Source organism: Methylobacterium sp. WL69, assembly GCF_008039485.1.
Lineage (GTDB): Bacteria > Pseudomonadota > Alphaproteobacteria > Rhizobiales > Beijerinckiaceae > Methylobacterium.
The window spans coordinates 64,877-88,011 of record NZ_VRUZ01000003.1; the positions used below are offsets into that span (position 1 = coordinate 64,877).

24 protein-coding genes, 1 tRNA gene and 1 pseudogene are annotated in these 23,135 nt (G+C 71.5%); 14 read left to right on the forward strand and 12 right to left on the reverse strand.

From position 1 onward, the window contains the following. Positions 1 to 93: 93 nt before the first annotated feature. The gene (locus FV218_RS01835; RefSeq protein WP_147708497.1) at positions 94 to 1,446 is read right to left on the reverse strand and encodes an adenylate/guanylate cyclase domain-containing protein; all 1,353 of its coding nucleotides are present in this window, start codon (positions 1,444 to 1,446) and stop codon (positions 94 to 96) included. A 296-nt stretch (positions 1,447 to 1,742) separates the two neighbouring features. Between FV218_RS01835 and FV218_RS01840 the strand changes: the two genes are divergently transcribed. Continuing rightward, positions 1,743 to 2,015: a type II toxin-antitoxin system ParD family antitoxin gene (locus tag FV218_RS01840; RefSeq protein WP_056094670.1), complete on the forward strand. Its 273-nt coding sequence runs from the start codon at positions 1,743 to 1,745 to the stop codon at positions 2,013 to 2,015. Next, complete coding sequence (locus FV218_RS01845; RefSeq protein WP_056094672.1) at positions 2,005 to 2,313, forward strand: type II toxin-antitoxin system RelE/ParE family toxin; 309 nt, start codon at positions 2,005 to 2,007, stop codon at positions 2,311 to 2,313. The genes FV218_RS01840 and FV218_RS01845 overlap by 11 nt, the downstream gene beginning before the upstream one ends. Positions 2,314 to 2,376: 63 nt before the next feature. Here the strand turns inward: FV218_RS01845 and ntrC are convergent, their stop codons facing one another. Genes ntrC through dusB form a run of 3 tightly spaced genes read right to left on the reverse strand, consistent with a single transcriptional unit; the run spans position 2,377 to position 6,017 of the window. After that, positions 2,377 to 3,837, reverse strand: a complete 1,461-nt coding sequence (ntrC, locus tag FV218_RS01850; RefSeq protein WP_056094677.1) for a nitrogen regulation protein NR(I) — start codon at positions 3,835 to 3,837, stop codon at positions 2,377 to 2,379. Between the two features lie 9 nt (positions 3,838 to 3,846). Then, a complete protein-coding gene (locus tag FV218_RS01855; protein WP_056094680.1) occupies positions 3,847 to 4,986 on the reverse strand; it encodes an ATP-binding protein in 1,140 nt (379 codons plus the stop codon). Then, complete coding sequence (gene dusB / locus FV218_RS01860) at positions 4,983 to 6,017, reverse strand: tRNA dihydrouridine synthase DusB (RefSeq protein WP_147708498.1); 1,035 nt, start codon at positions 6,015 to 6,017, stop codon at positions 4,983 to 4,985. The genes FV218_RS01855 and dusB overlap by 4 nt, the downstream gene beginning before the upstream one ends. Before the next feature lie 124 nt (positions 6,018 to 6,141). On the opposite strand from dusB, the pseudogene FV218_RS23060 reads away from it, so the two are divergent. The 3 genes and pseudogenes from FV218_RS23060 to FV218_RS01880 all read left to right on the forward strand — a co-directional run bounded on the left by FV218_RS23060 (position 6,142) and on the right by FV218_RS01880 (position 10,119). Beyond that, positions 6,142 to 7,463: pseudogene (locus tag FV218_RS23060) on the forward strand (bifunctional 2-C-methyl-D-erythritol 4-phosphate cytidylyltransferase/2-C-methyl-D-erythritol 2,4-cyclodiphosphate synthase). Further along, entirely contained in the window at positions 7,460 to 7,969 is a 510-nt protein-coding gene (locus FV218_RS01875) for a CinA family protein (RefSeq protein WP_056094693.1), read from the forward strand. The pseudogene FV218_RS23060 and the gene FV218_RS01875 overlap by 4 nt, the downstream one beginning before the upstream one ends. Positions 7,970 to 8,337: 368 nt before the next feature. Beyond that, positions 8,338 to 10,119 (forward strand): ABC transporter ATP-binding protein, encoded by a 1,782-nt coding sequence (locus FV218_RS01880; RefSeq protein WP_147708501.1) that lies wholly within the window; start codon positions 8,338 to 8,340, stop codon positions 10,117 to 10,119. Positions 10,120 to 10,126: 7 nt separating this feature from the next. Here the strand turns inward: FV218_RS01880 and blaOXA are convergent, their stop codons facing one another. The 4 genes from blaOXA to FV218_RS01900 form a co-directional block, all read right to left on the reverse strand. Then, the gene (gene blaOXA / locus FV218_RS01885) at positions 10,127 to 10,954 is read right to left on the reverse strand and encodes a class D beta-lactamase (RefSeq protein ID WP_147708502.1); all 828 of its coding nucleotides are present in this window, start codon (positions 10,952 to 10,954) and stop codon (positions 10,127 to 10,129) included. After that, on the reverse strand, positions 10,951 to 11,226 hold the full coding sequence (locus FV218_RS01890; protein ID WP_056094702.1) for a hypothetical protein: 276 nt from the start codon (positions 11,224 to 11,226) through the stop codon (positions 10,951 to 10,953). The genes blaOXA and FV218_RS01890 overlap by 4 nt, the downstream gene beginning before the upstream one ends. Before the next feature lie 128 nt (positions 11,227 to 11,354). Further along, positions 11,355 to 11,819, reverse strand: coding sequence for a response regulator (locus FV218_RS01895; protein ID WP_147708503.1), 465 nt, complete (start codon positions 11,817 to 11,819; stop codon positions 11,355 to 11,357). Then, a complete protein-coding gene (locus FV218_RS01900; protein WP_147708504.1) occupies positions 11,816 to 12,931 on the reverse strand; it encodes an HWE histidine kinase domain-containing protein in 1,116 nt (371 codons plus the stop codon). Before FV218_RS01900 ends, FV218_RS01895 begins: the two co-directional genes overlap by 4 nt. A 223-nt stretch (positions 12,932 to 13,154) precedes the next feature. On the opposite strand from FV218_RS01900, the gene FV218_RS01905 reads away from it, so the two are divergent. From FV218_RS01905 to FV218_RS01915, 3 genes are all read left to right on the forward strand, one after another. Continuing rightward, the gene (locus tag FV218_RS01905) at positions 13,155 to 13,562 is read left to right on the forward strand and encodes a hypothetical protein (protein ID WP_147708505.1); all 408 of its coding nucleotides are present in this window, start codon (positions 13,155 to 13,157) and stop codon (positions 13,560 to 13,562) included. Between the two features lie 156 nt (positions 13,563 to 13,718). After that, positions 13,719 to 14,078, forward strand: a complete 360-nt coding sequence (locus FV218_RS01910) for a hypothetical protein (protein ID WP_147708506.1) — start codon at positions 13,719 to 13,721, stop codon at positions 14,076 to 14,078. A 97-nt stretch (positions 14,079 to 14,175) separates the two neighbouring features. Continuing rightward, entirely contained in the window at positions 14,176 to 14,358 is a 183-nt protein-coding gene (locus tag FV218_RS01915; protein WP_056095126.1) for a DUF3606 domain-containing protein, read from the forward strand. Between the two features lie 159 nt (positions 14,359 to 14,517). Here the strand turns inward: FV218_RS01915 and FV218_RS01920 are convergent. The 3 genes from FV218_RS01920 to FV218_RS01930 form a co-directional block, all read right to left on the reverse strand. Next, positions 14,518 to 14,604 (reverse strand) — tRNA-Leu (locus FV218_RS01920). 52 nt (positions 14,605 to 14,656) lie between these two features. Beyond that, positions 14,657 to 15,844: an FAD-dependent oxidoreductase gene (locus FV218_RS01925; protein WP_147708507.1), complete on the reverse strand. Its 1,188-nt coding sequence runs from the start codon at positions 15,842 to 15,844 to the stop codon at positions 14,657 to 14,659. 5 nt (positions 15,845 to 15,849) lie between these two features. Next, on the reverse strand, positions 15,850 to 16,104 hold the full coding sequence (locus FV218_RS01930) for a zinc-finger domain-containing protein (RefSeq protein ID WP_056094715.1): 255 nt from the start codon (positions 16,102 to 16,104) through the stop codon (positions 15,850 to 15,852). Between the two features lie 181 nt (positions 16,105 to 16,285). Here FV218_RS01930 and map point away from each other — a divergent pair, with 181 nt between their 5' ends. From map to FV218_RS01960, 6 genes are all read left to right on the forward strand, one after another. Further along, positions 16,286 to 17,116, forward strand: coding sequence for a type I methionyl aminopeptidase (gene map / locus FV218_RS01935; protein ID WP_147708508.1), 831 nt, complete (start codon positions 16,286 to 16,288; stop codon positions 17,114 to 17,116). A gap of 9 nt (positions 17,117 to 17,125) precedes the next feature. After that, positions 17,126 to 17,860 (forward strand): DNA repair protein RadC, encoded by a 735-nt coding sequence (gene radC / locus FV218_RS01940; RefSeq protein ID WP_147708509.1) that lies wholly within the window; start codon positions 17,126 to 17,128, stop codon positions 17,858 to 17,860. A 124-nt stretch (positions 17,861 to 17,984) separates the two neighbouring features. Next, positions 17,985 to 19,451 carry a circularly permuted type 2 ATP-grasp protein gene (locus tag FV218_RS01945; protein WP_056094724.1) on the forward strand — a complete coding sequence of 489 codons (1,467 nt, stop codon included), beginning with the start codon at positions 17,985 to 17,987 and terminating at the stop codon, positions 19,449 to 19,451. 128 nt (positions 19,452 to 19,579) lie between these two features. Next, entirely contained in the window at positions 19,580 to 20,524 is a 945-nt protein-coding gene (locus tag FV218_RS01950; RefSeq protein ID WP_056094727.1) for an alpha-E domain-containing protein, read from the forward strand. 39 nt (positions 20,525 to 20,563) lie between these two features. Then, complete coding sequence (locus tag FV218_RS01955) at positions 20,564 to 21,391, forward strand: transglutaminase family protein (protein WP_056094730.1); 828 nt, start codon at positions 20,564 to 20,566, stop codon at positions 21,389 to 21,391. Between the two features lie 38 nt (positions 21,392 to 21,429). Then, complete coding sequence (locus FV218_RS01960; RefSeq protein ID WP_056094732.1) at positions 21,430 to 22,185, forward strand: hypothetical protein; 756 nt, start codon at positions 21,430 to 21,432, stop codon at positions 22,183 to 22,185. A gap of 213 nt (positions 22,186 to 22,398) precedes the next feature. On the opposite strand, the gene FV218_RS01965 is transcribed toward FV218_RS01960, so the two are convergent. Further along, positions 22,399 to 23,010, reverse strand: a complete 612-nt coding sequence (locus FV218_RS01965) for a thiamine phosphate synthase (protein WP_056095132.1) — start codon at positions 23,008 to 23,010, stop codon at positions 22,399 to 22,401. Positions 23,011 to 23,135: the final 125 nt, after the last annotated feature.

A 23,135-nucleotide genomic window follows, 5' to 3' on the forward strand; every position in this document is an offset into this window, starting at 1 on the left:
TCCGGTCCGTCTCTCCTGCGTCTGATACTGATATAGGGAGCCCTCGGCCGGCAGGACGTGTCGCGCCGCACCTGGCAACGGGGATTAAGGGCGTCAGGCGACGGGCGCGAGGGCGGCTCCGGCCGGCGCGTCGGGCCAGCCCACGGCGTAGAGGGTCATGTCGCGGGTGTCGCGGCACGAAGAGGGCGGCATCGCCGCGAGGGTCAGGCTCGATCGGATCGCCGGGCCGAGACACCGCAGGAAGGCGTCCGAGGCCGTCAGGGTCAGGTCCTCCGACTTCGCACGGGCCTCGATCCGCGCCAGGGTGTTCATCGCTTCGCCCAGCACCGTGAACTCGGCCCGGTGGCCGTCGTCGAACACCCCGACCAGAACCTCCCCGCAATGGAGCGCCATGGTGATCCGCAGGGTCGGGCGGCCCTCCCGGGCGCGCTCGTCGTTGAGGAGGGCGAGGCGCTGCGCGATGGCGCGGCTGCAGGCCAGGGCGGCGTGGGCCTGGGCCTGCGGACGCCCGACCACGAACTGGGCCAGGATGCCGTCGCCGACATACTTGTCGAGGATGCCGCCGTGCTCCGTCACCGCCACGTGGGTCAGGGCCCGGACGTCGAGGAGCGCGCGCACCACCTCCTCCTGCGCGTGATCGCGGGTGAAGGCGGAGAACCCGCGCAGGTCGAGGGCGAACAGGCAGGCATGGCGCGTCCGGACCGCTTCCAGCCCCTCCCCCGCCCGGGCGAGTTCGCCGACCACGCGGCGCGGCACGAAGCGCGCCAGGGCGGAGCGCTCGCGCTCCATCCTGAGGGCGGTGGTCACGGCCGAGCGCAGGCGCCGCACGCCGTCGATGACCACGAGGCTCGCCGCCATGAAGGTGAGGAGGCCCGGCACCTCCTCGTCGAGGGTGACGTGGGGGCCGAGCAGCGCGCTGTCCGGATGCACCAAGGCGAGCACGATGGTGCCGCCCCAGGCGAGGCTGACGAGCCCGGCGAACACGGCCGTGTGCAGGACCCGCATGCTCAGCCCGGTTTGGAGCAGGAGCAGGAAGGCCGGGAGCCGGCTCACCGCCGTGGCGGTCTCTTCCGTCGTCACCGCACCGACGAGCATGTGCTCGACCACGAGGAACAGGGCGACGCCCGCGTTCAGGAGCGTCGCGGTCCAGGCGAGCCATTCGGTTTCGGCCGAGGTTTCGGGATCGGTGCCGCCGTATTCCCGGCGCCGGCCGCGATGGGCCTCGCGCCAGTCGACCAGCCCGAGGCAGACCGAACAGACGGCGTAGACGACGAGCACGACCCAGTGGTTGGCCGTGTGGCTCGAGCCGTCGAAGCCCTGGGCGGTGGCCAGCAGCACCAGCACGATGACGAGGTGGAGCACGAGGGAGCGACGCCCCGAGGCGGTCTGGATCAGCCGCATGACGGTGGGGTCGCCTGGGGTCGGGCGGCGGACGGGCAGGGGCATGGGGCTCCGGTCGAGGGGATGCGGGTCGGCCGGTCTTAGGCCACACGGGGCCTGCCGCGCCAACGCCGCACGGCGCCGCTGCCGAAGGCGGCGGTGTTGGCGGCCCTGTGGTGAACGCATACGGGCCGGTGGTCCATCCGCGACGGGCGCTTCGTCGCGCCCCGTCGTCGTTCAAGGATCTGTGACGTGTCGGCCGTCACGGTCCGATGCACGGTCCGATTGACGCTCCCGCCGGTGGCCTGCTGCGCCCGTCGGTGGCATGCTGGGCCGTCCGTCTTCGACGTGAAAGGATGAGGATGCCCGACGTCAATCTGGGGCCGCATTTCGAAGGGTTCGTGCAGGAGCAGATCGAGCGGGGGCGCTTCCGGAACGCCAGCGAAGTCGTTCGCGCCGGCCTTCGCCTCCTGGAGGACCGGGAGAGTTCCGTCGCCGAACGCCGATCCGTCCTGCGGCAGGAGATCAACGCGGCTTTCGATGACCCGCGACCCGGAAGCCTTGCGAGCGAGGTGTTCGCCCGCCTGCGTGCCCATCATGCGGAACGGGTGAAGGTGGACGAACGTGGCGATTGACGTCCGCTTCAGGCCATCGGCCGAGACGGACCTCTTCGAACTCTATCGCCATATCGCCGAAGAATCGGGGATCTCGCGTGCGGGTGCCTACATCGACCGGATCGAGGCGGCCTGTCTCGGGCTGGCGGATTTTCCCGAGCGCGGCACGCGGCGTGACGATCTTCGCCCCGGCCTCCGCACCCTGGGCTTCGAGCGGCGCGCGACGATCGTGTTTCAGATCGTCGGCGACAGGGTCGAGATCGGTCGCATCCTCTATGGCGGACGGGATCTCGACGCCCTGCTGTCGGAGGCGGAATAGTCTTTCGATTCGCACGACCGGCGAGCGGGGGGCACGCCTTCGACCCCCCCGCCCGTCCCACCCTCACCGCGCGTTGCGGAACACCTGCAGGTCCAGGTCCCGCACCTTCTTGCGCAGGGTGTTGCGGTTGACGCCCAGGAGCTCGGCCGCGCGGATCTGGTTGCCGCGCGTGGCGGCGAGGGCCGCGCCGATGAGCGGGCCTTCGATCTCGCGCAGGATGCGGTGGTACAGGCCCGGCGGCGGCAGGGTGTCGCGATAATTGCTGAAATAGTCGGCCAGGTGCCGCTCCACGGCGCCCGACAGGGTCTCGCCCTCAGCCCCGCCCTTGCGCGGCGCGCCGTTGGCGGGCGCGCTCTGGGCGAGGGGCAGGGTGTCGAGCTCGGCCTCGATCACCGGGCCCGTGATGGTCTCCTGCGGGTAGAGGGCGGCGAGGCGCCGGACGAGGTTCTCGAGCTCGCGGACGTTGCCGGGCCAGCGGTAGCGCTTGAGCCGGTCCATGGCCTCGCCGTCGAGCTGCTTGCGGCTCAGGCCCTCGCGCTCGACGAGGACGAAGAAGTGCCGGATGAGGTCGGGCACGTCCTCCGCCCGCTCCCGCAGGGCCGGAAGCCGGAGCGGCACGACGTTGAGGCGGAAGAACAGATCCTCGCGAAAGATGCCCTGCTGGATCGAGACCCGCAGGTCCTTGTTGGTCGCCGCGATGATGCGGACGTTGGTCTTGATCGGCACACGGCCGCCGACGGTGGTGTACTCGCCCTGCTGCAGCACGCGCAGGAGCCGGGTCTGGGCCTCCATCGGCATGTCGCCGATCTCGTCGAGGAACAGGGTGCCGCCCTCGGCCTGCTCGAACCGCCCGGCCGAGCGCGACAGGGCCCCGGTGAAGGCGCCCTTCTCGTGGCCGAACAGCTCGGATTCGATGAGGTCGCGCGGGATCGCCGCCATGTTGACGGGGACGAACGGCCCCGTGCGGCGGCGGCCGTAATCGTGCAGGGCGCGGGCGACCAGCTCCTTGCCGGTGCCGGATTCGCCGGTGATCATCACCGTGAGGTCGGTGGGCATGAGGCGGGCCAGCGCCCGGTAGATCTCCTGCATGGCGGGCGAGCGGCCCACCAGCGGGATGTCCTCGTTGCCCGGGTCCGCCCCGGGGGCGGGCGTGCCGCGCGGCCGCGACAGCGCCCGCCCGACGATGGCGATGAGCTCCTTCAGGTCGAAGGGTTTGGGCAGGTACTCGTAGGCCCCGCGCTCCGAGGCGCGGATCGCCGTCATGAAGGTGTTCTGCGCGCTCATGACGATGATCGGCAGTTCCGGCCGCACCCGCTTGATGCGGGGCAGCAGGTCGAACACGTTCTCGTCGGGCATCACCACGTCGGTGATGACGAGGTCGCCCTCCCCTTCGGCGACCCAGCGCCAGAGGGTGGCGCAGTTGCCGGTGGTGCGGACCTCGTAGCCGGCCCGCGACAGCGCCTGGTTCAGGACGGTGCGGATGGCGGCGTCGTCGTCCGCGACGATGATGTGGCCGTTGGGCATGCAGCGACTCTACAGCTCCGCGCTCGACTCGCGCCCGTCGCGGGCGCTCGACATGGGAAGAAGAAGGCGGAAGGTGGTGCGGCGCGGCGCGGGATCGCATTCGACGATGCCGCCGTGGTCGCCGACGATCTTGGCCACCAAAGCAAGTCCCAGGCCGGAGCCCTGCGCCTTCGTGGTCACGAACGGGTCGAACAGATCGGGCAGCAGGTCGGCGGTGACGCCGGGTCCGTTGTCGCGCACGGCGACCTCGATGGGCAGGCTGACGCGCTCGCGCGAGCCCGGGATCTGCAGGCGCAGGCCCGTGCGGAACGCCGTCGACAGGGTGATCTCGCCGTCCACCGTATCGGCGCCGATGGCCTCGGAGGCGTTCTTCACGAGGTTGAGGATCACCTGGATGAGCTGGTCGCGGTTGCCGAGGACCGGCGGCAGGGACGGGTCGTAGGTCTCGACGAAGCGGATGTGGCGGGCGAACCCGGACTGGGCCGAGCGCTTCACCTGATCGAGGACGCCGTGGACGTTGACGGCGGTGCGCTCCACCGGGCGCTCGTCGCCGAACAGCTCCATGCGCTCGACGATGCGGACGATCCGGTCGGACTCGTCGCAGATGAGCCGGGTGAGGAGGCGGTCCTCGTCGTTGGCGGATTGCTCGAGGAGCTGGGCGGCGCCCCGGATGCCGGCGAGGGGGTTCTTGATCTCGTGGGCCAGCATGGCGCCGAGCGCCACCATGGAGCGCGCGGCGCCCCGATGGGTGAGCTGGCGGTTCATCTTGTCGGCGATGGTGCGCTCCTGCAGCATGAGCACCACGGCCTCGCCGTCGTCGCCCAGCGGCGTCGCGAACACGTCGACGCTGCGCTCCTGCCCCGAGCGCGGATGCACGAGCTCGACCCCGTACTCGCTGACGCTGGCGCGCCGCCGGCGCACCTCCGTCACCAGGGCGGAGATGGGCGAGGCGAACGGGATGATGTCGGCCAGGCGCCGGCGCCGCATGAGCCGGGCGGAGTGGTCGAAGAACGATTCGCCGGCGTGGTTCACGTGCAGGATGCGATCGTCCACCCCGATGGTGAGCACCGGGAGCGGCAGGGCGTTGATCACCGCCTCGCTGGTGGGGGCCGCGACGGTCGGGCCGCCGGACGCGTCGGGGTCCGTCATGCCGCCTTCTCCATCGCTGCGTCCGGGGTCGCCCCGTCGAAGGCCGAAGCCAGGAGGGCGATCACCAGGGCCGGGTCCGTGGTGGTGAGGAGCCGCGTGCGCCGGTCCGCCGAGAGGCCGCCGCCGGCCTCCGCATAGGCGGCCAGGTGCTTGCGGGCGTGGCGCACGCCCATGCGGGCGCCGTAGAGGGCGAGCAGCCCCTCGTAGTGGGCGATGGCCAGGGCCGCCCTGTCGGCGCCCGTGAGCACCGGCGCCTCCCGGCCGGCGAGGCCGGCCGCGATGGCGCCGACGAGCCAGGGCCGGCCCACGGCGGCGCGCCCGATCATCACCCCGGCGGCCCCCGAGCGCGCGAGGCAGGTCCGGGCCTCGTCGAGGGTGGTGACGTCGCCGTTGGCGATGACGGGGATCGACACCGCCTCGACGACGCCGCGGATGGCGCTCCAATCGGCGCTGTCCTTGTAAAATTGCTGGCGGGTGCGGCCGTGGACGGTGACGGCACTGAGCCCGAGTCCCTCCGCGCGCCGGGCGAGGTCGGCGGCGTTGAGGCTGGCATGGTCCCAGCCGAGCCGCATCTTCACCGTGACGGGGATGGTCACGGCGTCGCGCACGGCGGCGAGGATGCGGGTGGCGCCGTCCAGGTCACGCATGAGGGCCGAGCCGGCTGCCCCCCCGGTCACGGCCTTGGCCGGGCAGCCCATGTTGATGTCGATGACGTCGGCGCCGTTCTCCTCGGCGAGACGGGCGGCCAGCCCCATGGGCTCCGGCGCGCAGCCGGCGAGCTGGACGACGTGGGGGGCGATGCCGCCGCCCTCGGCGCGCAGGGTCGCCTCGACGCTGCCGCGCGTGAACTCCGCCGCCGCCACCATCTCGGAGACGACGGCGCTGGCGCCGCAGGCCCGGGCGATCCGGCGCATGTGCACGTCGGTGACGCCCGAGAGCGGCGCCAGCAGGACGGGCACCGGCCGGCCCGTACCATCGGGCGCCGTGGGATCGGGCGAGCGCAGAACGCTCAAATAATCATCATGGATCATTGTGCTCAAGGAATAGACAAAACCGCGACGCGCGCAAGCGCTCCCGGCGATTTGATTTCAGGCCATGCCCCGCTTAAACGCAGGGCTCGTTCGAACCCTGCAACCCACGCGCGGGAGCGTTTTCATGTCCGGCACCGCGTTCGAGGCGGCGGCAGTGGTGGTCGCGGCCGGTCGCGGCATCCGCATCGGCGGCGACGTGCCCAAGCAGTACCGCCGGGTCGGCGGCCAGGCCGTGCTGACGCGGACCCTGGCGGCGCTCGCCGCCCACGACGCCATCACGTCCATCCAGCCGGTGATCGCGGCGGACGCGCAGGACTTCTACCACGAATGCGTCGCCGACCTGCCCGAATCCGCCCGGGCGAAACTCAGGGCGCCGGTGCCGGGCGGCGCCACCCGGCAGCTCTCCGTCCGCGCCGGCCTCGAGGCGCTGGCGACGGGTGAGACGCCGGGTCTCGTCCTCGTCCACGACGCGGCGCGCCCCCATGTCGACACCGCCCTCATCGACCGGGCCCTGGCCGCCGGGCGCGATTACGGCGCCGCCGTGCCGGGCCTTACCGTCACCGACACCATCAAGCGCGTCGAGACCATCGCGCCGGGCATCGGCCGCGTGGTCGAGACGCCGGCCCGCGAGCATCTGCGCGCGGTGCAGACGCCCCAGGCCTTCGCCTTCGGGCTGCTGCTCGACGCCCACCGGGCGGCGGGTGCCGAGGGGCTCGACGGCTTCACCGACGACGGGGCGCTCGCCGAATGGGCCGGGCTCCCCGTGGTGGTGTTCGCGGGCGACCCGCGCAACCGCAAGATCACCCAACCCTCCGACCTCATCGACGCCGACCGCGATTTTTCCGGCGCCGTCCCCGCCTGAGCGGGGTCGCCCCGGCCACGCCCACGACATCCGCTCAGCCTGGAGCCCCCATGACCACCTACCTCACCCGCCTCGGCACCGGCTTCGACGTGCACGCCTTCACGGAGGGCGACCACGTCTGGCTCGGCGGCATCAAGATCCCGGCCGACCGGGGCGTCCTCGCCCATTCCGACGGCGACGTGGCGCTCCACGCCCTCACCGACGCCCTGCTCGGCGCCATCGCGGACGGCGACATCGGCACCCACTTCCCGCCCTCCGACGAGCAATGGCGCGGCGCATCGTCCGACCGCTTCCTGGCGCATGCCTGCGACCTCGTGCGGGCGCGCGGCGGCAAGATCGACCACCTCGACATCACGGTGCTGGCCGAGGCCCCGCGCATCGGCGCCCACCGCGAGGCGATCCGCGCCCGCATCGCCGAGATCGCGAACGTGCCCCTCACCTCCGTCTCCATCAAGGCGACCACCACCGAGAAACTCGGCTTCGTCGGCCGGGCCGAGGGCCTCGCCGCCCAGGCCGCCGCCACCGTGCGCCTCCCGGAGATCGACCTCGCCACCGCCGACGAGACCGCCGAGCGCCGCTCGTGATCGACGACCCCGCCCTGCTCGCCCGGGCGGAGGCGCTGGTCGCCGCCTACGCGGCGGCGGGGCGAACGATCGCCACGGCGGAATCCTGCACCGGCGGCCTCGTCGCCGGCCTGCTCACCGCCGTGCCGGGCTCGTCGGCGGTGCTGGAGCGCGGCTTCGTCACCTACTCGAACGCGGCGAAATCCGAATCCCTCGGCGTGGCGGCCGCTCTCATCGACGCCCACGGCGCCGTCAGCAAGGCGACGGCCCGCGCCATGGCGGAGGGCGCCCTCGCCCATTCCCGCGCGGACGTGGCCGTGGCGATCACCGGCATCGCCGGCCCCGGCGGCGGAAGCGCGGCCAAGCCCGTGGGGCTGGTGCATTTCGGCCTCGCCGCGACGGGAGAGGCCACGCGGCACGTCGAGCGGCGCTACGGCGATCTCAGCCGGGGGGAGATCCGCCGCCTGGCCGTGGGGGATGCCCTGGGGTTGCTGGAAAGGTCTTCGGGGGCGCCGCCTTCGCGCTGACCCGATCCCGGGTGTCCTGGTTCGGCGCAATCCCGACGAGTTCGGCTGCCGCTCGCCGGACCCGGCCACCGGACCAAGGCGCTCACCGCCTTCGCCGCCCTCGGCTTGCGAATCACCGCGCACCGTGCTCACTACGCCTCCGGTTGCGCTTGAGCCGATGGGGAGGCCGCATGCAGATCGTATCGCTCCCCGGCCGGGCCGGCGCACGCCGCTTCGGCTGCCAGATCTGACGCAAGCCGCGCGCCCGAGGGCGTCCCGCTCCCGTCCATCGAACCCATCCTGCGAACCCATCCTGATCGATCGCGTCCGCTGCCGGTCCCGTGCCGCGGCCCCCCGGAACGGCGCGCGCCCCGCGTCGCGAGGTCCCCATGAGTCCCGTTCGTCCCCGGCGTGAAAACGCCTATCGCGGCGTCCTCGCCTTCGTGTTCCGGCAGTGGCGCGCCCGGCTCGGCCTCGTGGCCGGCCTCGTGGCGGCCATCACCTGCGCCACCCTCGCGGACGTCTTCCTGCCGCTCTACGCCGGCCGCCTCGTCGATGCCCTGGCGGAGGCCGACCGCGACGCGGCCCTGCGGGCGGCGCTGCCGGCCTTCGGCGCCATGGCGGTCCTCGGGGTCGCGCATATCGGCCTGCGCCACGTCGCCTGGTCGCTGGTGGTGCCCCTCACCCTCGGCACCATGGCGGACGTGGCGCGGGCCGGCTTCCACCGGGTGCAGCGCCTGTCCACGGACTGGCACGCCAACAGCTTCTCCGGCTCGACGGTGCGCAAGATCTCGCGCGGGATGTGGGCCCTCGACGGGCTCAACGACACCCTGCTCCTGGCCCTGCTGCCCTCCGTCGTCGTGCTCCTCGGCACCATGGTGCTGCTCGGTCTCCACTGGCCCGCCATGGGCGTGGTGATCGGGCTCGGCACGCTGGCCTATGTCGGCACCGCCATCGGCCTCGCCACGCGGGTGATCGCGCCGGCGGCCCAGCTCTCCAACGGCTGGGACACCAAGCTCGGCGGCACCCTGTCGGATGCCATCGGCAACAACGCCGTGGTCAAGGCCTTCGGCGCCGAGGGCTGCGAGGACGCCCGCCTGTCGGGGATTCTCGCCAAGTGGCACAAGCGCACCCGCCGCACCTGGATGCGGGTGACCTGGAGCGTGACCGGCCAGCTCGGCGTGCTGCTGGCGCTGCGCACCGCCATCGTCGGCGTCGCCCTGTGGCTGTGGTGGACGAAGGCCGCCACGCCCGGCGACGTCGCCTACGTGCTCACCACCTACTTCGTGGTCCACGGCTACCTCGGCGACATCGGCCAGCACATCAACCACCTCCAGCGGGCGGTGAACGAGATGGAGGAGCTCGTGGCCCTCGATGCCGAGCCCTACGGCGTCGCCGACCGGCCGGGGGCGACGGCCCTGGCGGTGACGGGCGGGGCGATTCGCTTCGAGGCGGTGACGTTCCACTATGCCGGGCACGCCACGCCGCTCTACCGCGACCTCTCGGTGACCATCCCGGCCGGGCAGCGGGTCGGGCTCGTCGGCCGCTCGGGCTCGGGCAAGACCACCTTCGTCAAGCTGGTGCAGCGGCTCTACGACGTCACCGGCGGGCATGTGCGCATCGACGGCACCGACGTCGCCGGCGTCACCCAGGCGTCCTTGCGCGAAAACATCGCCATCGTCCCGCAGGAGCCGGCGCTGTTCCACCGCTCGCTTGCGGAGAACATCGCCTATGCCCGGCCCGGTGCCTCCGCCGCCGCCATCGAGCGGGCGGCGCGGCTCGCCAACGCCCACGACTTCATCGCGCGTCTGCCCAAGGGCTACGGCACCCTGGTGGGCGAGCGCGGGGTCAAGCTGTCGGGCGGCGAGCGCCAGCGGGTGGCCCTGGCCCGCGCGTTCCTCGCCGACGCGCCGATCCTGATCCTCGACGAGGCGACCTCGAGCCTCGATTCGGAATCGGAGGCGCTGATCCAGCAGGCGATGGAGCGGCTCATGCGCGGGCGCACGGCCATCGTCATCGCGCACCGGCTCTCCACCGTGCGGTCGCTGGACCGCATCCTGGTGTTCGACCACGGCCGGATCGTCGAGGACGGCACCCACGCCGCCCTGATCCACCGGCCGTCGGGGCAGTACCGCGCCCTGTTCGAGATCCAGTCGGCGGTGAGCGCCTAGGCCGGCCCTACCGCCCGAGCCCGGCCGCGAGGGCCGGCCACCCGTCCAGAAACTCCGCGCGGGCGCGCAGGCCGCCGGACAGGCTCTGTTTGTCGTCGTCCTGGTTGAGCCGGGCGAAGACCAGGGTGCGGTCGGCCTTCGTCACCCAGCCGACGTACCAGCCGTAGGCGCGGGCCTCGTCGAAGCTGCCGTCGGCGTTGCGCGGGAACGCGGTGCCGGTCTTGCCGTGGGCGCTCCAGCCATCCCCGGCGGGGCTGACGGTGACGATCTTCCCCGTCTCGTCGAGGGTGTGGGCCGAGACGGGCAGCGTTCGGGTCGCGAGCTGCCGGAGGAAGGCGACCTGCTCCACGGGCGAGACCCGGAGGGACGACATGATCCAGGCCCGGTCGAGGCCGTTGTTTTTTTCCGGATCGCCGGAGAAATCGGCGTTGCCGAAGCCGAGCCGGGCGGTCTCCGCTTCGAGCTTCGCCCGGCCGAGCCGGTGGGCGATCACCTGCGAGTACCAGACCACCGAGTAGGTCATCCACCGGGTCGGATCGGTGGGTTCCTTCCAGGCCGGGCCGCCCCAATCCGGATAGCCCGGCTTGAAGGCGTGGACCGGTGTGTGGGCGTCGCCGAGCACGCCCGCCTCGAAACCGATCACCGCCAGCGGAATCTTGAAGGTCGAGGCCGGCGTCACCCGGGTGCGGCAATCGCCCTCCTCGCGCAGGACCGCGCCGTCGGCCGCGTCCGCCACGAGGGTGCAGAGGGTCCGGGCGGACGCGGGCGCGGCGCTCGCCAGGAGTGCCAGGACGGCGAGATGGAGCGGGCGCCGGGCGCGGATGGCGGCGATCATCGGGCGGGGCGCTCGCAGCGGAAGGCACGGCCGTCGGCCGAGGCGTGGAGCATCCGTCCCCCGGCCGCCCGGCACTCCGCCGCGCGGGCCTCCATGATCCATTTGTCGGCCAGCGCGAGGCTGAGGGGCACCAGGGTCACGAGCCCGAGAAACACCGCCACCGCCGCGACGGCCCATCCGGTCCCGCGTGGCGGATCGGGAAAGTTCGGCCGCTCCGCCGGGGCGGGGAAGAGGAAGGCCACGGTGGTGAGCCCGAGAAGGGTGGCACTCATGGGAAAGCCCGTGCTGTCAGGCGCGGGAGCATAGCCGCAGGCGCGACCGTGGGCAGGTGACCATGGGAAGCACCGGGCCCGTCCTTAAGCCCGCGCGCCGGACGGCGCGCCCGCAACTGCGAAAATCCTCACGTCACGACATCGGCGCGGAACGCTGGGGCCGCTGCCGGGACGGGGCCCTGGCAGGCGCAGGTGAGCCCCGCATGCGGGTCCGCTCCCTTCCGGACCGGTTCCTCGCAGGTGAGCAGACGCTGGAGCAGATGCTCCATCGGCGCCCGCTGGTAGGGCTTCTGCAGCACCGGAACGGCCCGATAGGCGGCCTCCACGCCCTCGGCGCCGTAGCCCGTGGCGAACAGGAACGGCAGGCAGCGCTCGAACAGCACGTCGGCGATCGGATAGCTGCGGGAATCCCCGAGATTCACATCGAGCACGGCCGCGTCGAAGTGGCCCGCACGCGCCTGCGCCAGGGCCTTGTCGAGGCGCATGGCGACGACGACCTCGCAGCCGAGTTCCATCAGCATGTCCTCGGCCAGCATGGCCACGAGACTCTCGTCCTCGACCAGCAGCACCCGGCGTCCCTGGAGCAGCGTCATAGGGCTGCCTGCCGTTCGATCACGTCCTGTCCCATCCATCCCAACGTGACCAAAGGAATTTTGAGCCCGCACACCACCCCTGCGCTGCGGTAATCGATCTTGGCGCTCCCGTCGAATTCCAGGGGCAGCTGCCGTTCGATCAGCCGCGACCCGAATCCCTTCCGGGTCGGCTCCGCAACTTCGGGGCCGCCCTGCTCCTCCCACACCAGATCGAGCTGCTGCCTGCCGTCCGCCAGGGCCGCGAGGGACCAGAGCACGGAGACGCGGCCCTCGGGCACGGAGAGGGCGCCGTACTTCGCCGCGTTGGTCATCAGCTCGTGGAGCGCCATGGAGAGGGTCACCGCCACCTTCGGATGCAGCCGCGCGTCCGGCCCCTCCATGCGAAAGCGGTTCACGTCGAGCTCGGCCAGGAGGTGCGGTGCCAGGGCGCGCTCGACGACGCTGCGCAGGCTGGCGCTCTCCCAATTGTCCGCGACGAGGACGTTGTGGGCCGTCGAGAGGGCGACCATCCGGGCGTCGAACACGCTCCGGGCGGCCTGATCGGCCTGACTCCGGAACGTCTGCGCGGCGATGGACTGCACCGTCGCGAGGGTGTTCTTCACCCGGTGGTTCAACTCGTTGAGGAGCAGGCGCTGACGTTCGGCGGCCGCCTTCTCCTCGCTGATGTCGCGCACCTCGATGATGGTGCCGATGATGTTGGTGGCATCGTCGCGGATCGGGCTCGCGGTGAAGCCGACCGGATAGAAGTGCCCATCGGCGTGGACGAAGACTTCCTCGCCGCGCTCGTGGTTGTTCTGCGGGAAGGCGCGGTCGATGGCGCATTCCGCCAGGGGGAACGGGCGGCCGTCGGGATAGGTGTGGTGCACGATGTCGTGAAGCGGACAGTCGCGCGCGAGCACCTCGGCGAGGGTGTAGCCGGTCAGCTGCTCGGCGGCGCGGTTCATGTAGATGCAGTGCTGGCGGTCATCCATCAGGAAGATCGACACCGACGCGTTGTTGAGCACCGCGTTGAGGCGGCGCTCGGTCTCGAAGAGCTGGTCGCCCCGGCGCAGGGTCGCGAGGGAGGCCGCCGCCAGGGCGGACGATTGCAGGGGCTGCCGGGACTGCGGCACGGCGTGATCCTTACACTGGGGCTGCGAAAGCCCGTGCACCGAACGGACGGCCCCCGTCAACGGTTTGCGGGGAGTGTGGTTCGCTCCCGCCGGCCGCGCACGGACTCCCGGCTGCGCGACGCCGGCGGCGCGGCGTGATCCATGTCTCGAAACCCGTTTTTTCGGAACGGTCCGGTCCCTGGGGGGTTGGTAGCCCAATCATCACAACAGCAGGAGATACCGAATGCGCACCCTCGCACTCGTCTCGACCGCCGTTCTCGGCCTCGGCATCCTCGCGTCGGCTCCGGCCGAGGCACGCGGCTACGGCTACGGCCACGGCGGCTACGGCCACGGTGGGTATGGTCGCGGTGGCTACGGCGGCGGTTTCGGCCGCTATGGCGGTGGCTACGGCCGGGGCTACGGCGGCTATGGACGCCGCGGGATCGGGACCGGCGCGGCCGTCGGTCTCGGCATTGCCGGGCTCGCCGCGGGCGCCATCGTGGCGAACTCGTATGGCGGCGGCTACGGCGGCGGTTATGGCTACCCGGCCTATGGGGGCTATTCCTACGGCGGTCCGCGCGCGGTCGGGTACGGCTACGCGCCGGCCTACGGCTACGGCGGCGGTGGCGGCTACTACGGCTACGGCTACTAGGACCTTCGGGTCACGGGATGAAAGGGGTTGCCGCGAGGCGGCCCTTTTTCGTTGTCACACGGATCGTCACCGACATCTGGGGGCCGGCGAGAAGCCCCGTCACCGAACCGTCACATCCGCCTCAGTGCCGCCGCGCTCGGCCCGCACACCGGCCCGATGACGCACGTTGTCCGGTTCCTCGCGTGGATTCTCCTGGCCGCCCTGATCTTCGCCACCCTGGTGCCCATCGGACTGCGCCCGGTCAGCGGTGCGCCCGTCGGCCTCGAGCGGTTCGGTGCGTTCGCGGCCCTCGGTTTCCTGTTCGCCTTCGGATACCCGCGTCGACGCTGGGAGGTCCTGGCGCTGGTCACCCTCGCGGGGGCCGGGCTCGAACTGCTTCAGGTGCTGGAGGCGACCCGGCACGGCCGGATCGGCGACGGCCTCGTGAAGATCGCCGGAGGGGGTTTCGGCGTCGCCGCCGCGATGGCGCTGAGGCGCGTGTCGGCCCGCGCCGGGGCCGCCGTCGGGCGACCCTGAACGTCGCGCCGTCCGCCCGGAGACCGGCTTCCCGGGCGCGAGGCTTGACCCGGAAACCCCGAGGTCCGACATGCGCTCCCTGGGCGGGGGATCGGACATGGCCGGGCTGAAGGACAAACGGGGCTTCATCGACAAGGACCGTCTCGACCTGTCGGAGCGCAAGGCCGTCGAGTTCTGGATGAAACGCTGGGGCGTCACCCAGGACCAGCTCACTACCGCGCACCGCAAGGCCGGCCGGATGGTCAAGGACATCGCGGCGGAACTCGGCAAGAAGCGCTAGGCGCCTCGTCCGATGGGCTGCCGCGCGCAACGTGCCGGATACGCCCGTCGAGAAGGCCGGGCGTCGCCGTCCGTGCCGGAGACGACCTCGATCCCGAGGCGATGGAAGCGGGCGGGGACGGGATCGGGGACCCGGCCTGCCGGCGCGTGGCCCAGGATATGGTGCGGACGGCGGGACTCGAACCCGCACAGCCTTGCGGCCGCAAGATTTTAAGTCTCGTGCGTCTACCGGTTTCGCCACGTCCGCATGCCGGTTCCTGCGGTAGCGGGGCAAACGTCCGAGATCAAGCTGTCCGCGATCACGGCGTCCAGCCGTAGAGCCAGCGGTAGCGGCGGGTCATGCCGGCGGGGCCGAGGCGGCGCATGACCACGTTCCGCACCCGGCCGACGAGGGCGCCGGCGTGGTAGCTGCGGCCGTTGGAACGGGCGGCGGCGCGGACTTTACGCACGCGGGCCGTGCGGGCCTTGGCGTAGGCGGCGAGGGCCTCGGGTACCGGCGCCGCCGCGAGGCAGGCGGCCAGGATGGCGGCGTCCTCCACGGCGAGGGCCGCGCCCTGCGCCAGGAACGGCAGGATCGGATGGCCGGCGTCGCCGAGGAGCGCGAGGCGGCCCCGCGCCAGGGGGCTGGCCGGCGGGCGATCGACCAGGGACCAGACCAGCCAGGAATCGGGCAGGTTGAGGAGGGCGGCCAGGGGCGGGGCCGCATCGGGGAAGCGCGCCCGCAGGACCGCCGGCTCGCCGAGCCGGCCCCAATCGTCGGTGCCGGTGCGCTCGGGCACCACGGCGACGATGTTGAGGTGGCTGCCGCCCTGGATCGGGTAATGTACCACGTGGCGGTCGCGGCCGAGCCACAGGCCGGTGGCCTCGCCGTCGAGGTCCGCCGGCACCGCCTCGCGCGGCACCAGCGCCCGCCAGGCCGCCGCGCGCCACGGGCGCAGGGGCGCGGTGTCGAGGTGGCCGCGCAGGCGCGAGCGCACCCCGTCGGCCCCGACCGCGAGGTCGGCCACGAAGGTCTCCGAGCGGGCGCCCTGGTGGCTCTCCAGGGTGAGGCTGATGGCGTCGGGGGTCTCGACGAGGCCGGTGACGTCGCGGCCCATGAGCAGCCGGATGCCGGCGCGGCCCCGCACGGCGTCGAGGAGCAGGGTCTGCAGGTCGGCCCGGTGGATCACGTAGTAGGGCGCGCCGAAGTTTTCGCGGTGCTCGGGCCCGAGGGGGATCTCGCCGAGGGTCCGGCCGGTGGCCAGCGCCCGCACCACCACGCCCGGCGGCTCGCTGGCGGCCCGGCGGAGGGCCGCGCCGAGGCCGAGGCCGATGAGGACGCGGCTGGCGTTGGGCGAGAGCTGGAGGCCGGCGCCGACCTCGCTGAAGCCGGTGCGGCGCTCGATGAGGGTGACGTCGTGGCCGGCCGCGTCGAGGGCGAGCGCCGCCGTGAGGCCGCCGATCCCGGCGCCGACGATGGCGATCCGACTCGGGGTGATGGGGGGCACGGGGTTCAGGCGGCGGCCGTGGTCCGGTCGTCCCACACGCAGGCCGCCGGATCGGCGGTCCCGGCCTTCAGGCTCGGGCGGTGCCGGTAGAGGGTCGAGCAGTACTGGCAGATGATCTCGTCCTCCGTGCCCATGTCGAGGAACACGTGCGGATGGTCGAAGGGCGGGCGCGCGCCGATGCACATGAACTCCCGCGACCCGACCTGGATCACCGCGACCCCGAGGTCGTTGTGGAAGTGCGGCACCGCCTTGTCAGCCATCGTCCCGTCCTGCCTGCCGGCCCGTCGAAACCCGTTCGGGCGCCCGTTCGTCGAGACACGGTGTCTAGCCCCTCCCCGGCCCGGCGCCTAGCCCGGCCGACCCCGCACCGGGTCAGGGTTGGCCTCGCTCGCGCGGGGTCGTACAGAGGAGCTTTCCCGGCCAGCCACGAAACGCCCGCCCATGACCCAGACCGATCAGGCCGTCTCCGACACCGGACGGCGCTCGCCCGAGCCGCCCATCCACGGGCCGGAGGGATTCGAGGGCATGCGCAAGGCCGGCCGCCTCACCGCCGAGGCCCTCGACGTGCTGATGGAGGCCGTGGCGCCGGGCGTGACCACGGAAGCCCTGGACAGCCTCGCCTACACCTTCGCCATGGACCACGGCGCCTACCCGGCGTCCCTGCTCTATCGCGGCTACCCCAAATCCATCTGCACTTCGATCAACCACGTGGTCTGCCACGGCATCCCCAACGACAAGCCCCTGCGCGAGGGCGACATCGTCAACCTCGACATCTGTCTCATCGTCGATGGCTGGCACGGTGATTCGAGCCGCATGGCCTATGTCGGCGAGGTGCCGCGCAAGGCCCAGCGCCTGTGCGAGATCACCCACGAGTGCCTCATGCGCGGCATCGCGGCGATCAAGCCCGGCGGCTCCACCACCGATATCGGCCGGGCGATCCAGGCCTATGCCGAGGCCGAGCGCTGCTCCGTGGTGCGCGACTTCTGCGGCCACGGCCTCGGGCGCCTGTACCACGACGCCCCGACCATCCTGCACTACGCCGAGCCGAGCTACGACGTGACGTTCAAGCCCGGCCAGTTCTTCACCGTGGAGCCGATGATCAACCTCGGCCGCCCCGCCGTGAAGGTGCTGTCCGACGGCTGGACGGCCGTGACGCGGGACCGCTCGCTGTCGGCCCAGTTCGAGCACACGGTGGCGGTGACGGAGACGGGCGCCGAGATCTTCACGTTCTCGCCGAAAGGCCTGCACCAGCCGGTCAATCCGGCGGCCTGAGCCCGTCCCATGACTCGCCGCCGACCTCCCGACGCTCCCCTGCCGTCCGGCGAGGCCGGGCCGGCGGAGGCCGAGCCGCACTACCTCGGCCACCGCGACCGCCTGCGCGCCCGGTTCGCGCAGGGCGGCGCCGATGCCCTGCCGGATTACGAACTCCTCGAACTTGCCTTGTTTCGCGCCATTCCCCGGCGCGACGTGAAGCCCCTCGCCAAGGCGCTGATCCGCCGTTTCGGCAGCTTCGCCGAGGTGATCTCTGCCGAGCCGGCCCGACTTGCCGAAATCGAAGGCATCGGCGCCGGGGTCATCGCCGACCTGAAGCTCATCGAAGCGGCAGGCCATCGCCTGGCCAGGGGCGCCATCGCGGCCCGCCCCCTGCTGTCGTCGTGGAGCGCCGTCCTGCAGTATTGCCGGGCCACCATGGCGTTCGCGGCGCGCGAGCAGTTCCGGGTGCTGTTCCTCGACCGGCGCAACCACCTCATCGCCGACGAGGTCCAGGGGCGCGGCACCGTCGATCACACCCCGGTCTATCCCCGCGAGGTGGCGCGCCGCGCCCTCGAACTGTCGGCCACCGCCATCATCCTGGCCCACAACCACCCGTCCGGCGACCCGACCCCGTCGGCGGCGGACATCCGCATGACCCGCGAGATCGTCGGCGTCCTCGACCCCCTGGGCATCCTCGTTCACGACCATGTCATCCTCGGACGCGACGGCCATGCGAGCTTCAAGGGTTTGAAGCTCATCTGACCGTGTCGGCTCGCGCCCGGCGTGTTAGCGTCCGCCGCAAGGGGTCCGCCGAGACCTCGAACGGCCGGCCGGCCCGCCCCTGGCGCGCCTCTTGCCTGGAACCTGGCGTTTAAGGGAGGCGTATATGGCGCTCGCTGCGTTCGACGAGATGACCGGGTTTCCCGATGGGGTCCTGCAGGGGGCCTCCCAAGGCGGGACCCTCGACGATGCGGCCGTGCGCGAAGCGTACACCAGCCTGAAATCGTGGCTCGACACCACGCCGCCGGAGCATTTCAACACCCGCCGCAGCCAGGCGGAGATGCTGTTCCGCCGCATCGGCATCACCTTCGCGGTCTACGGCGCCAATGAATCCACCGAGCGGCTGATCCCGTTCGACATCATTCCCCGGGTGATCACCAAGCCGGAGTGGAGCTTTCTGGAGCGCGGCCTCAAGCAGCGCGTCACCGCCATCAACGCCTTCCTGAAGGACATCTACGGCGCCCAGGACTGCATCAAGGCCGGCATCATCCCGGCCGACCTGGTCTATCGCAATCCGCACTACCGCATGGAGATGCGCGCCTTCCGGGTGCCGCACGACCTCTACGTCCACATCGCCGGCATCGACATCGTGCGGACCGGCGAGAACGACTTCTTCGTGCTGGAGGACAACGCCCGCACCCCGTCCGGCGTGTCCTACATGCTGGAGAACCGCGAGGTGATGCTGCGGCTGTTCCCGGAGCTGTTCTCCCGCCACCGCGTGGCGCCCGTCGAGAACTACCCCGACGCCCTGCTCGCCACCCTGCGGTCGCTGGCCCCCTCGACGGCGACCCGCGACCCCACCGTCGCCCTGCTGACGCCGGGGCGCTACAACTCGGCGTTCTACGAGCACTCGTTCCTGGCCGACAAGCTCGGCGTCGATCTGGTGGAGGCCTCCGACCTCTTCACCAAGGACGACGTGGTCTACATGCGCACCACGGAAGGGCCGCGCCGGGTCGACGTGCTCTACCGCCGCCTCGACGACGACTTCCTCGACCCCCTGGTGTTCCGGCCCGACTCGGTCCTCGGCGTGCCCGGCCTCATGAACGCCTACGAGCGCGGGACCGTGACCCTCGCCAACGCCGTCGGCACCGGCATCGCCGACGACAAGGCGGTCTACAGCTACATGCCCGAGATCGTGCGGTTCTTTACGGGCGAGGAGCCGATCCTGCACAACGTGCCGACCTATCGCTGCCGCGAGAAGGAGGCGTTCGCCTACGTCATGGACAACCTCAAGGACCTCGTGGTCAAGGAGGTCAACGGCTCGGGCGGCTACGGCATGCTCGTCGGCCCGCACGCGACGAAGCGCGAGATCGAGGAGTTCGGGCGGAAGCTCCGCCACGCGCCGGACGGCTTCATCGCCCAGCCGACCCTGGCGCTCTCCACCTGCCCGACCTTCGTGGCCTCGGGGGTGGCGCCGCGCCACGTCGATCTGAGGCCCTTCGTCCTGTGCGGCTCCGACGAGATCCGCATCGTGCCGGGCGGCCTCACCCGCGTCGCCCTCAAGGAGGGGTCGCTGGTGGTCAATTCGAGCCAGGGCGGCGGCACCAAGGACACCTGGGTCCTCGACGCCTGACAATCGCGCGCCCATTGACGGCGGGCCGGGCCGGGCACGCTTCCCAACCCGTCGCCGCCTCCGCATAGTCCCCCTCAGCCCAACGGCCGCCGTGCGAAGCGCGGTGTCCGGCGTCTCAACGGAAGCCCATGCTGTCCCGGACCGCAGACAACCTGTACTGGCTCTCGCGTTACGTCGAGCGGGCCGAATTCGTCGCCCGCATCCTCGACGCGGCGCACCGCCTCGCGGCCCTGCCGTCGAGCTACGGCGGCGGCGAGACCAACGAATGGGCCTCGGCGCTGGCGTCCGCCGGCGATCCGGAGGTGTTCAAGCCGCTCTACGACGGCATCACCGAGGCGACCGTCTGCAACTTCCTGGCGTTCAGCCCGCACAACCCGTCCTCGATCCGCTCCTGCATCGAGACGGCGCGCGAGAACGCCCGCAGCGTGCGCACGGCGCTGACCACGGAGATGTGGGACGCCATCAACGGCGCGTGGCTGGAGTTGCGCAACTACGAGGGGCGCGAGCTCAACCGCGACGAGTTCTCCCGCTTCCTCGAATGGGTGAAGGGCGTGTCCCTCGCCTTCGACGGCTCGGCCTACCGCACCATGCTGCGCAACGACGCCTACTGGTTCACCCGGCTCGGCACCGCCATCGAGCGGGCCGACAACACCGCCCGCATCCTCGACGTGAAGTACCGCATCCTCCTGCCCGCCACCGAGCGGGTCGGCGGCAGCCTCGACTACTTCCAGTGGACCACGATCCTGCGCGAGGTCTCGGCCTTCAACGCCTATCACTGGGTCTACCGCGAGAGCGTGAAGCCCCTGCTGGTGGCCGATCTGCTCATCCTCAACCGGCAGATGCCGCGCTCCCTCCACAACTGCTACGGCATGCTGGTGGAGCATCTCGACCTCATCGCCGACGCCTACGGCCGGCGCGGCGCCAGCCAGCGGCTGGCCAGCAACACCCTGGCGCACCTGGAGGGCGAGAACATCGACCGGATCTTCACCTCCGGCCTGCACGAGTTCGTCACGGCGTTCATCGCCGAGAACAACCGCCTCGGCGCAGCGGTCATCGAGCAATATCTGGTGTAGTGGTTCCGACCCGGTCGGCACCCGCGAAAAGGTCGCCTCATGCGAATCCGCGTCTTTCATGAGACCAACTACACCTACGAGCATCCCGCCCGGAACCTGATCCAGGTCCTGCGCCTGCGTCCGCGCGACCATGACGGCCAGTACGTCCGGCGCTGGCGCATCGAGCCGTCCATCGACGGCCGGATCAGCGAGCGCGAGGACGGCTTCGGCAACGTGGTGCACTGGTTCACCGCCGACGAGCCGGCGGAATCCCTGACCATCCGCGTCACCGGCGAGGTCGACACCAACGAGATGCACGGGGTGGTGCGCGGCACCGTCGAGCGCCTGCCCGACGAGTTCTACCTGCGCGATTCCGACCTCGCCCTCGCGAGCGAGCCGATCCAGGCCTTCGCCCGGGAGGTCCGGGCCGCCGGCGACACCTCGCCCCTGCCCTGCCTGCACCGGCTGCTCGCCGCCGTGCACGATCGCGTCACCTTCGAGCCGGGACCGACGAGCGCCAGCACCACGGCGGCGCAGTCGTTCGAGCAGGAGAAGGGCGTCTGCCAGGACCTCACCCACATCTTCATCGCCGCCGCGCGCCACCTCGAGATCCCGACCCGCTACGTCTCGGGCTACTTCCACCGCGACGACGGGATGGTCGATCAGGAGGCGGGCCATTCCTGGGTCGAATCCCTGGTGCCCAACCTCGGCTGGGTCGGCTTCGACCCCGCCCACGGCATCGCCACCACGGAAGCGCATATCCGCGTCGCCATCGGCCTCGACTACCTCGGCGCGGCCCCGATCCGCGGCAGCCGCATGGGTGGCGGCACGGAAACCCTCGACGTGAAGCTCCGCGTCGAGCAAGCACAGGCGACGGTCCAGGCCTGAGTTCCACCGGCCACTGGACGCGAAGAAAGCTCGAGACGATGACCTACTGCGTTGGTGTGCTGGTCGAGGAGGGCCTGGTGATGATCGCCGATACCCGCACCAATGCGGGCCTCGACGACATCTCCACCTACCGCAAGCTCCACCACTTCAACGTGCCGGGCGAGCGGGTGATGATGCTGGCATCCGCCGGCAACCTCTCCATCACCCAGTCGGTCCTGAGCCTGCTCTCGGAGGGCGTCGAGGGCGATGCGGGCGAGCCGAAGATGAAGCTCCTCGAGGCGCCGACCATGTTCCAGGCGGCCCAGCTCGTCGGCCGGGCCATCCGCCGGGTGCGCGAGATCGAGAAGGTCGCCTTCGAGGCGGCGAACCTGCGCTTCTCCGTCTCGCTCCTGTTCGGCGGCCAGATCGGCACCGACCCGATGAAGCTGTACCTCATCTATTCCGCCGGGAATTTCATCGAGTGCAGCGGCGATGCGCCGTTCCTGCAGATCGGCGAGCACAAGTACGGCAAGCCGATCCTCGACCGGGCGGTGAAGTACGAGACCGATCTCTACGACGCCCTCAAGGTCGGCCTCGTCTCCATGGACTCGACCATGCGGTCCAACCTCGGCGTCGGCCTGCCCATCGACATCGCGCTTGTGCGCCGCGACGCCCTCACCCTCGAGGTCAACCACCGCATCGAAGCGGGCGAAGGCTATTTTCACGACCTGCGCGAGCGCTGGTCGGCGGCCCTGCGCGCCGCCCACCGGGCGATCCCGCGCCCGCCCTACGGCCCGGCGGCCGACCCGAAGTAGTTTTTCGGCGTTTCGCAGCGCGTTCAGCCCTCTCCCGAGGGGGCTACGGCCTTCACACATCCCGCGGGCAGCGCAGGTCCCCTCTCCTTCCAGGAGAGGGAGCCCCGGTGCGCCTCCCGCCCGCATGCGGATGCCTGCCGCTGCACGGGATCGGTTCATTCGCAGTTGTGTGAATCCTACAGCCCGAGGGGGGAGTTGGTTTCCAGCGCCGCTTTACGTCCTCCAGGCGTCGAGAAGCGTGCGCACGTCGCCGGCGGGGTCGCCGCCGCGCATCAGGCCGCCCATGACGGCGATCCCGGCGGCCCCCGCCACCCGGCATGGCCGGACCCCCTCGCGTGTGATGCCCCCCAGGGCGATGACCGGCAGGCCGTGGCGACTCGCCGCCCGCAAGGCCTCCGGCCCCAGGGCGGGGCCGTAGCCGGGCTTGCTCGGCGTCGCGAAGATCGGGCTCAGGGTGGCGTAGTCCGCGCCGTGCCGGGCGGCCGCCTCGACGTCTCCGATGGTGTGTGCGGAAACTCCGATCAGACCCGCGGGCAGGCGGCGGCGCGCCTCCGTCATGTCGGCCGGTGTCGCCCCACCGGGCAGGTGGACGCCGTCCGCGCCGAGTGCGGCGGCGAGTGCCGCGTCGCCTCCGAGACTGAGGACGCCCCCCCGGGCGCGTACCCGCGCCAACACCGCACGGGCCAGTGTCTCGCGCGGGCCCGGCGCCAGATCGCGCTCGCGGAACCACACCCAGCGCGCCCCGCCCGCGAGAAGGGCATCGACGCGGGCGGCGAGGGCAAGTCCGGACGGGCCACAGGGGTCCCTTGTCGGCGGCCCCTCCATCGGGTGACCGGCCGGACGTTCGGTGTCGGTCGCGACCGGCCCCCTCTCCTGGAAGGAGAGGGCTGGGGTGAGGTGTGGGACATCTCCGAAAAACTCACACACCTCACCCTGTCCCTCTCCTTTCA

Bases quoted from the DNA above. Each gene is read 5' to 3' on its own strand.
- FV218_RS01835 (WP_147708497.1), bottom strand. From the start codon at position 1,446: ATGCCCCTGCCCGTCCGCCGCCCGACCCCAGGCGACCCCACCGTCATG.
- FV218_RS01840 (WP_056094670.1), top strand. From the start codon at position 1,743: ATGCCCGACGTCAATCTGGGGCCGCATTTCGAAGGGTTCGTGCAGGAG.
- ntrC (WP_056094677.1), bottom strand. From the start codon at position 3,837: ATGCCCAACGGCCACATCATCGTCGCGGACGACGACGCCGCCATCCGC.
- FV218_RS01855 (WP_056094680.1), bottom strand. From the start codon at position 4,986: ATGACGGACCCCGACGCGTCCGGCGGCCCGACCGTCGCGGCCCCCACC.
- dusB (WP_147708498.1), bottom strand. From the start codon at position 6,017: ATGATCCATGATGATTATTTGAGCGTTCTGCGCTCGCCCGATCCCACG.
- FV218_RS01880 (WP_147708501.1), top strand. From the start codon at position 8,338: ATGAGTCCCGTTCGTCCCCGGCGTGAAAACGCCTATCGCGGCGTCCTC.
- blaOXA (WP_147708502.1), bottom strand. From the start codon at position 10,954: ATGATCGCCGCCATCCGCGCCCGGCGCCCGCTCCATCTCGCCGTCCTG.
- FV218_RS01890 (WP_056094702.1), bottom strand. From the start codon at position 11,226: ATGAGTGCCACCCTTCTCGGGCTCACCACCGTGGCCTTCCTCTTCCCC.
- FV218_RS01895 (WP_147708503.1), bottom strand. From the start codon at position 11,819: ATGACGCTGCTCCAGGGACGCCGGGTGCTGCTGGTCGAGGACGAGAGT.
- FV218_RS01905 (WP_147708505.1), top strand. From the start codon at position 13,155: ATGCGCACCCTCGCACTCGTCTCGACCGCCGTTCTCGGCCTCGGCATC.
- FV218_RS01910 (WP_147708506.1), top strand. From the start codon at position 13,719: ATGACGCACGTTGTCCGGTTCCTCGCGTGGATTCTCCTGGCCGCCCTG.
- FV218_RS01915 (WP_056095126.1), top strand. From the start codon at position 14,176: ATGGCCGGGCTGAAGGACAAACGGGGCTTCATCGACAAGGACCGTCTC.
- FV218_RS01930 (WP_056094715.1), bottom strand. From the start codon at position 16,104: ATGGCTGACAAGGCGGTGCCGCACTTCCACAACGACCTCGGGGTCGCG.
- map (WP_147708508.1), top strand. From the start codon at position 16,286: ATGACCCAGACCGATCAGGCCGTCTCCGACACCGGACGGCGCTCGCCC.
- radC (WP_147708509.1), top strand. From the start codon at position 17,126: ATGACTCGCCGCCGACCTCCCGACGCTCCCCTGCCGTCCGGCGAGGCC.
- FV218_RS01945 (WP_056094724.1), top strand. From the start codon at position 17,985: ATGGCGCTCGCTGCGTTCGACGAGATGACCGGGTTTCCCGATGGGGTC.
- FV218_RS01950 (WP_056094727.1), top strand. From the start codon at position 19,580: ATGCTGTCCCGGACCGCAGACAACCTGTACTGGCTCTCGCGTTACGTC.
- FV218_RS01955 (WP_056094730.1), top strand. From the start codon at position 20,564: ATGCGAATCCGCGTCTTTCATGAGACCAACTACACCTACGAGCATCCC.
- FV218_RS01960 (WP_056094732.1), top strand. From the start codon at position 21,430: ATGACCTACTGCGTTGGTGTGCTGGTCGAGGAGGGCCTGGTGATGATC.
- FV218_RS01965 (WP_056095132.1), bottom strand. From the start codon at position 23,010: ATGGAGGGGCCGCCGACAAGGGACCCCTGTGGCCCGTCCGGACTTGCC.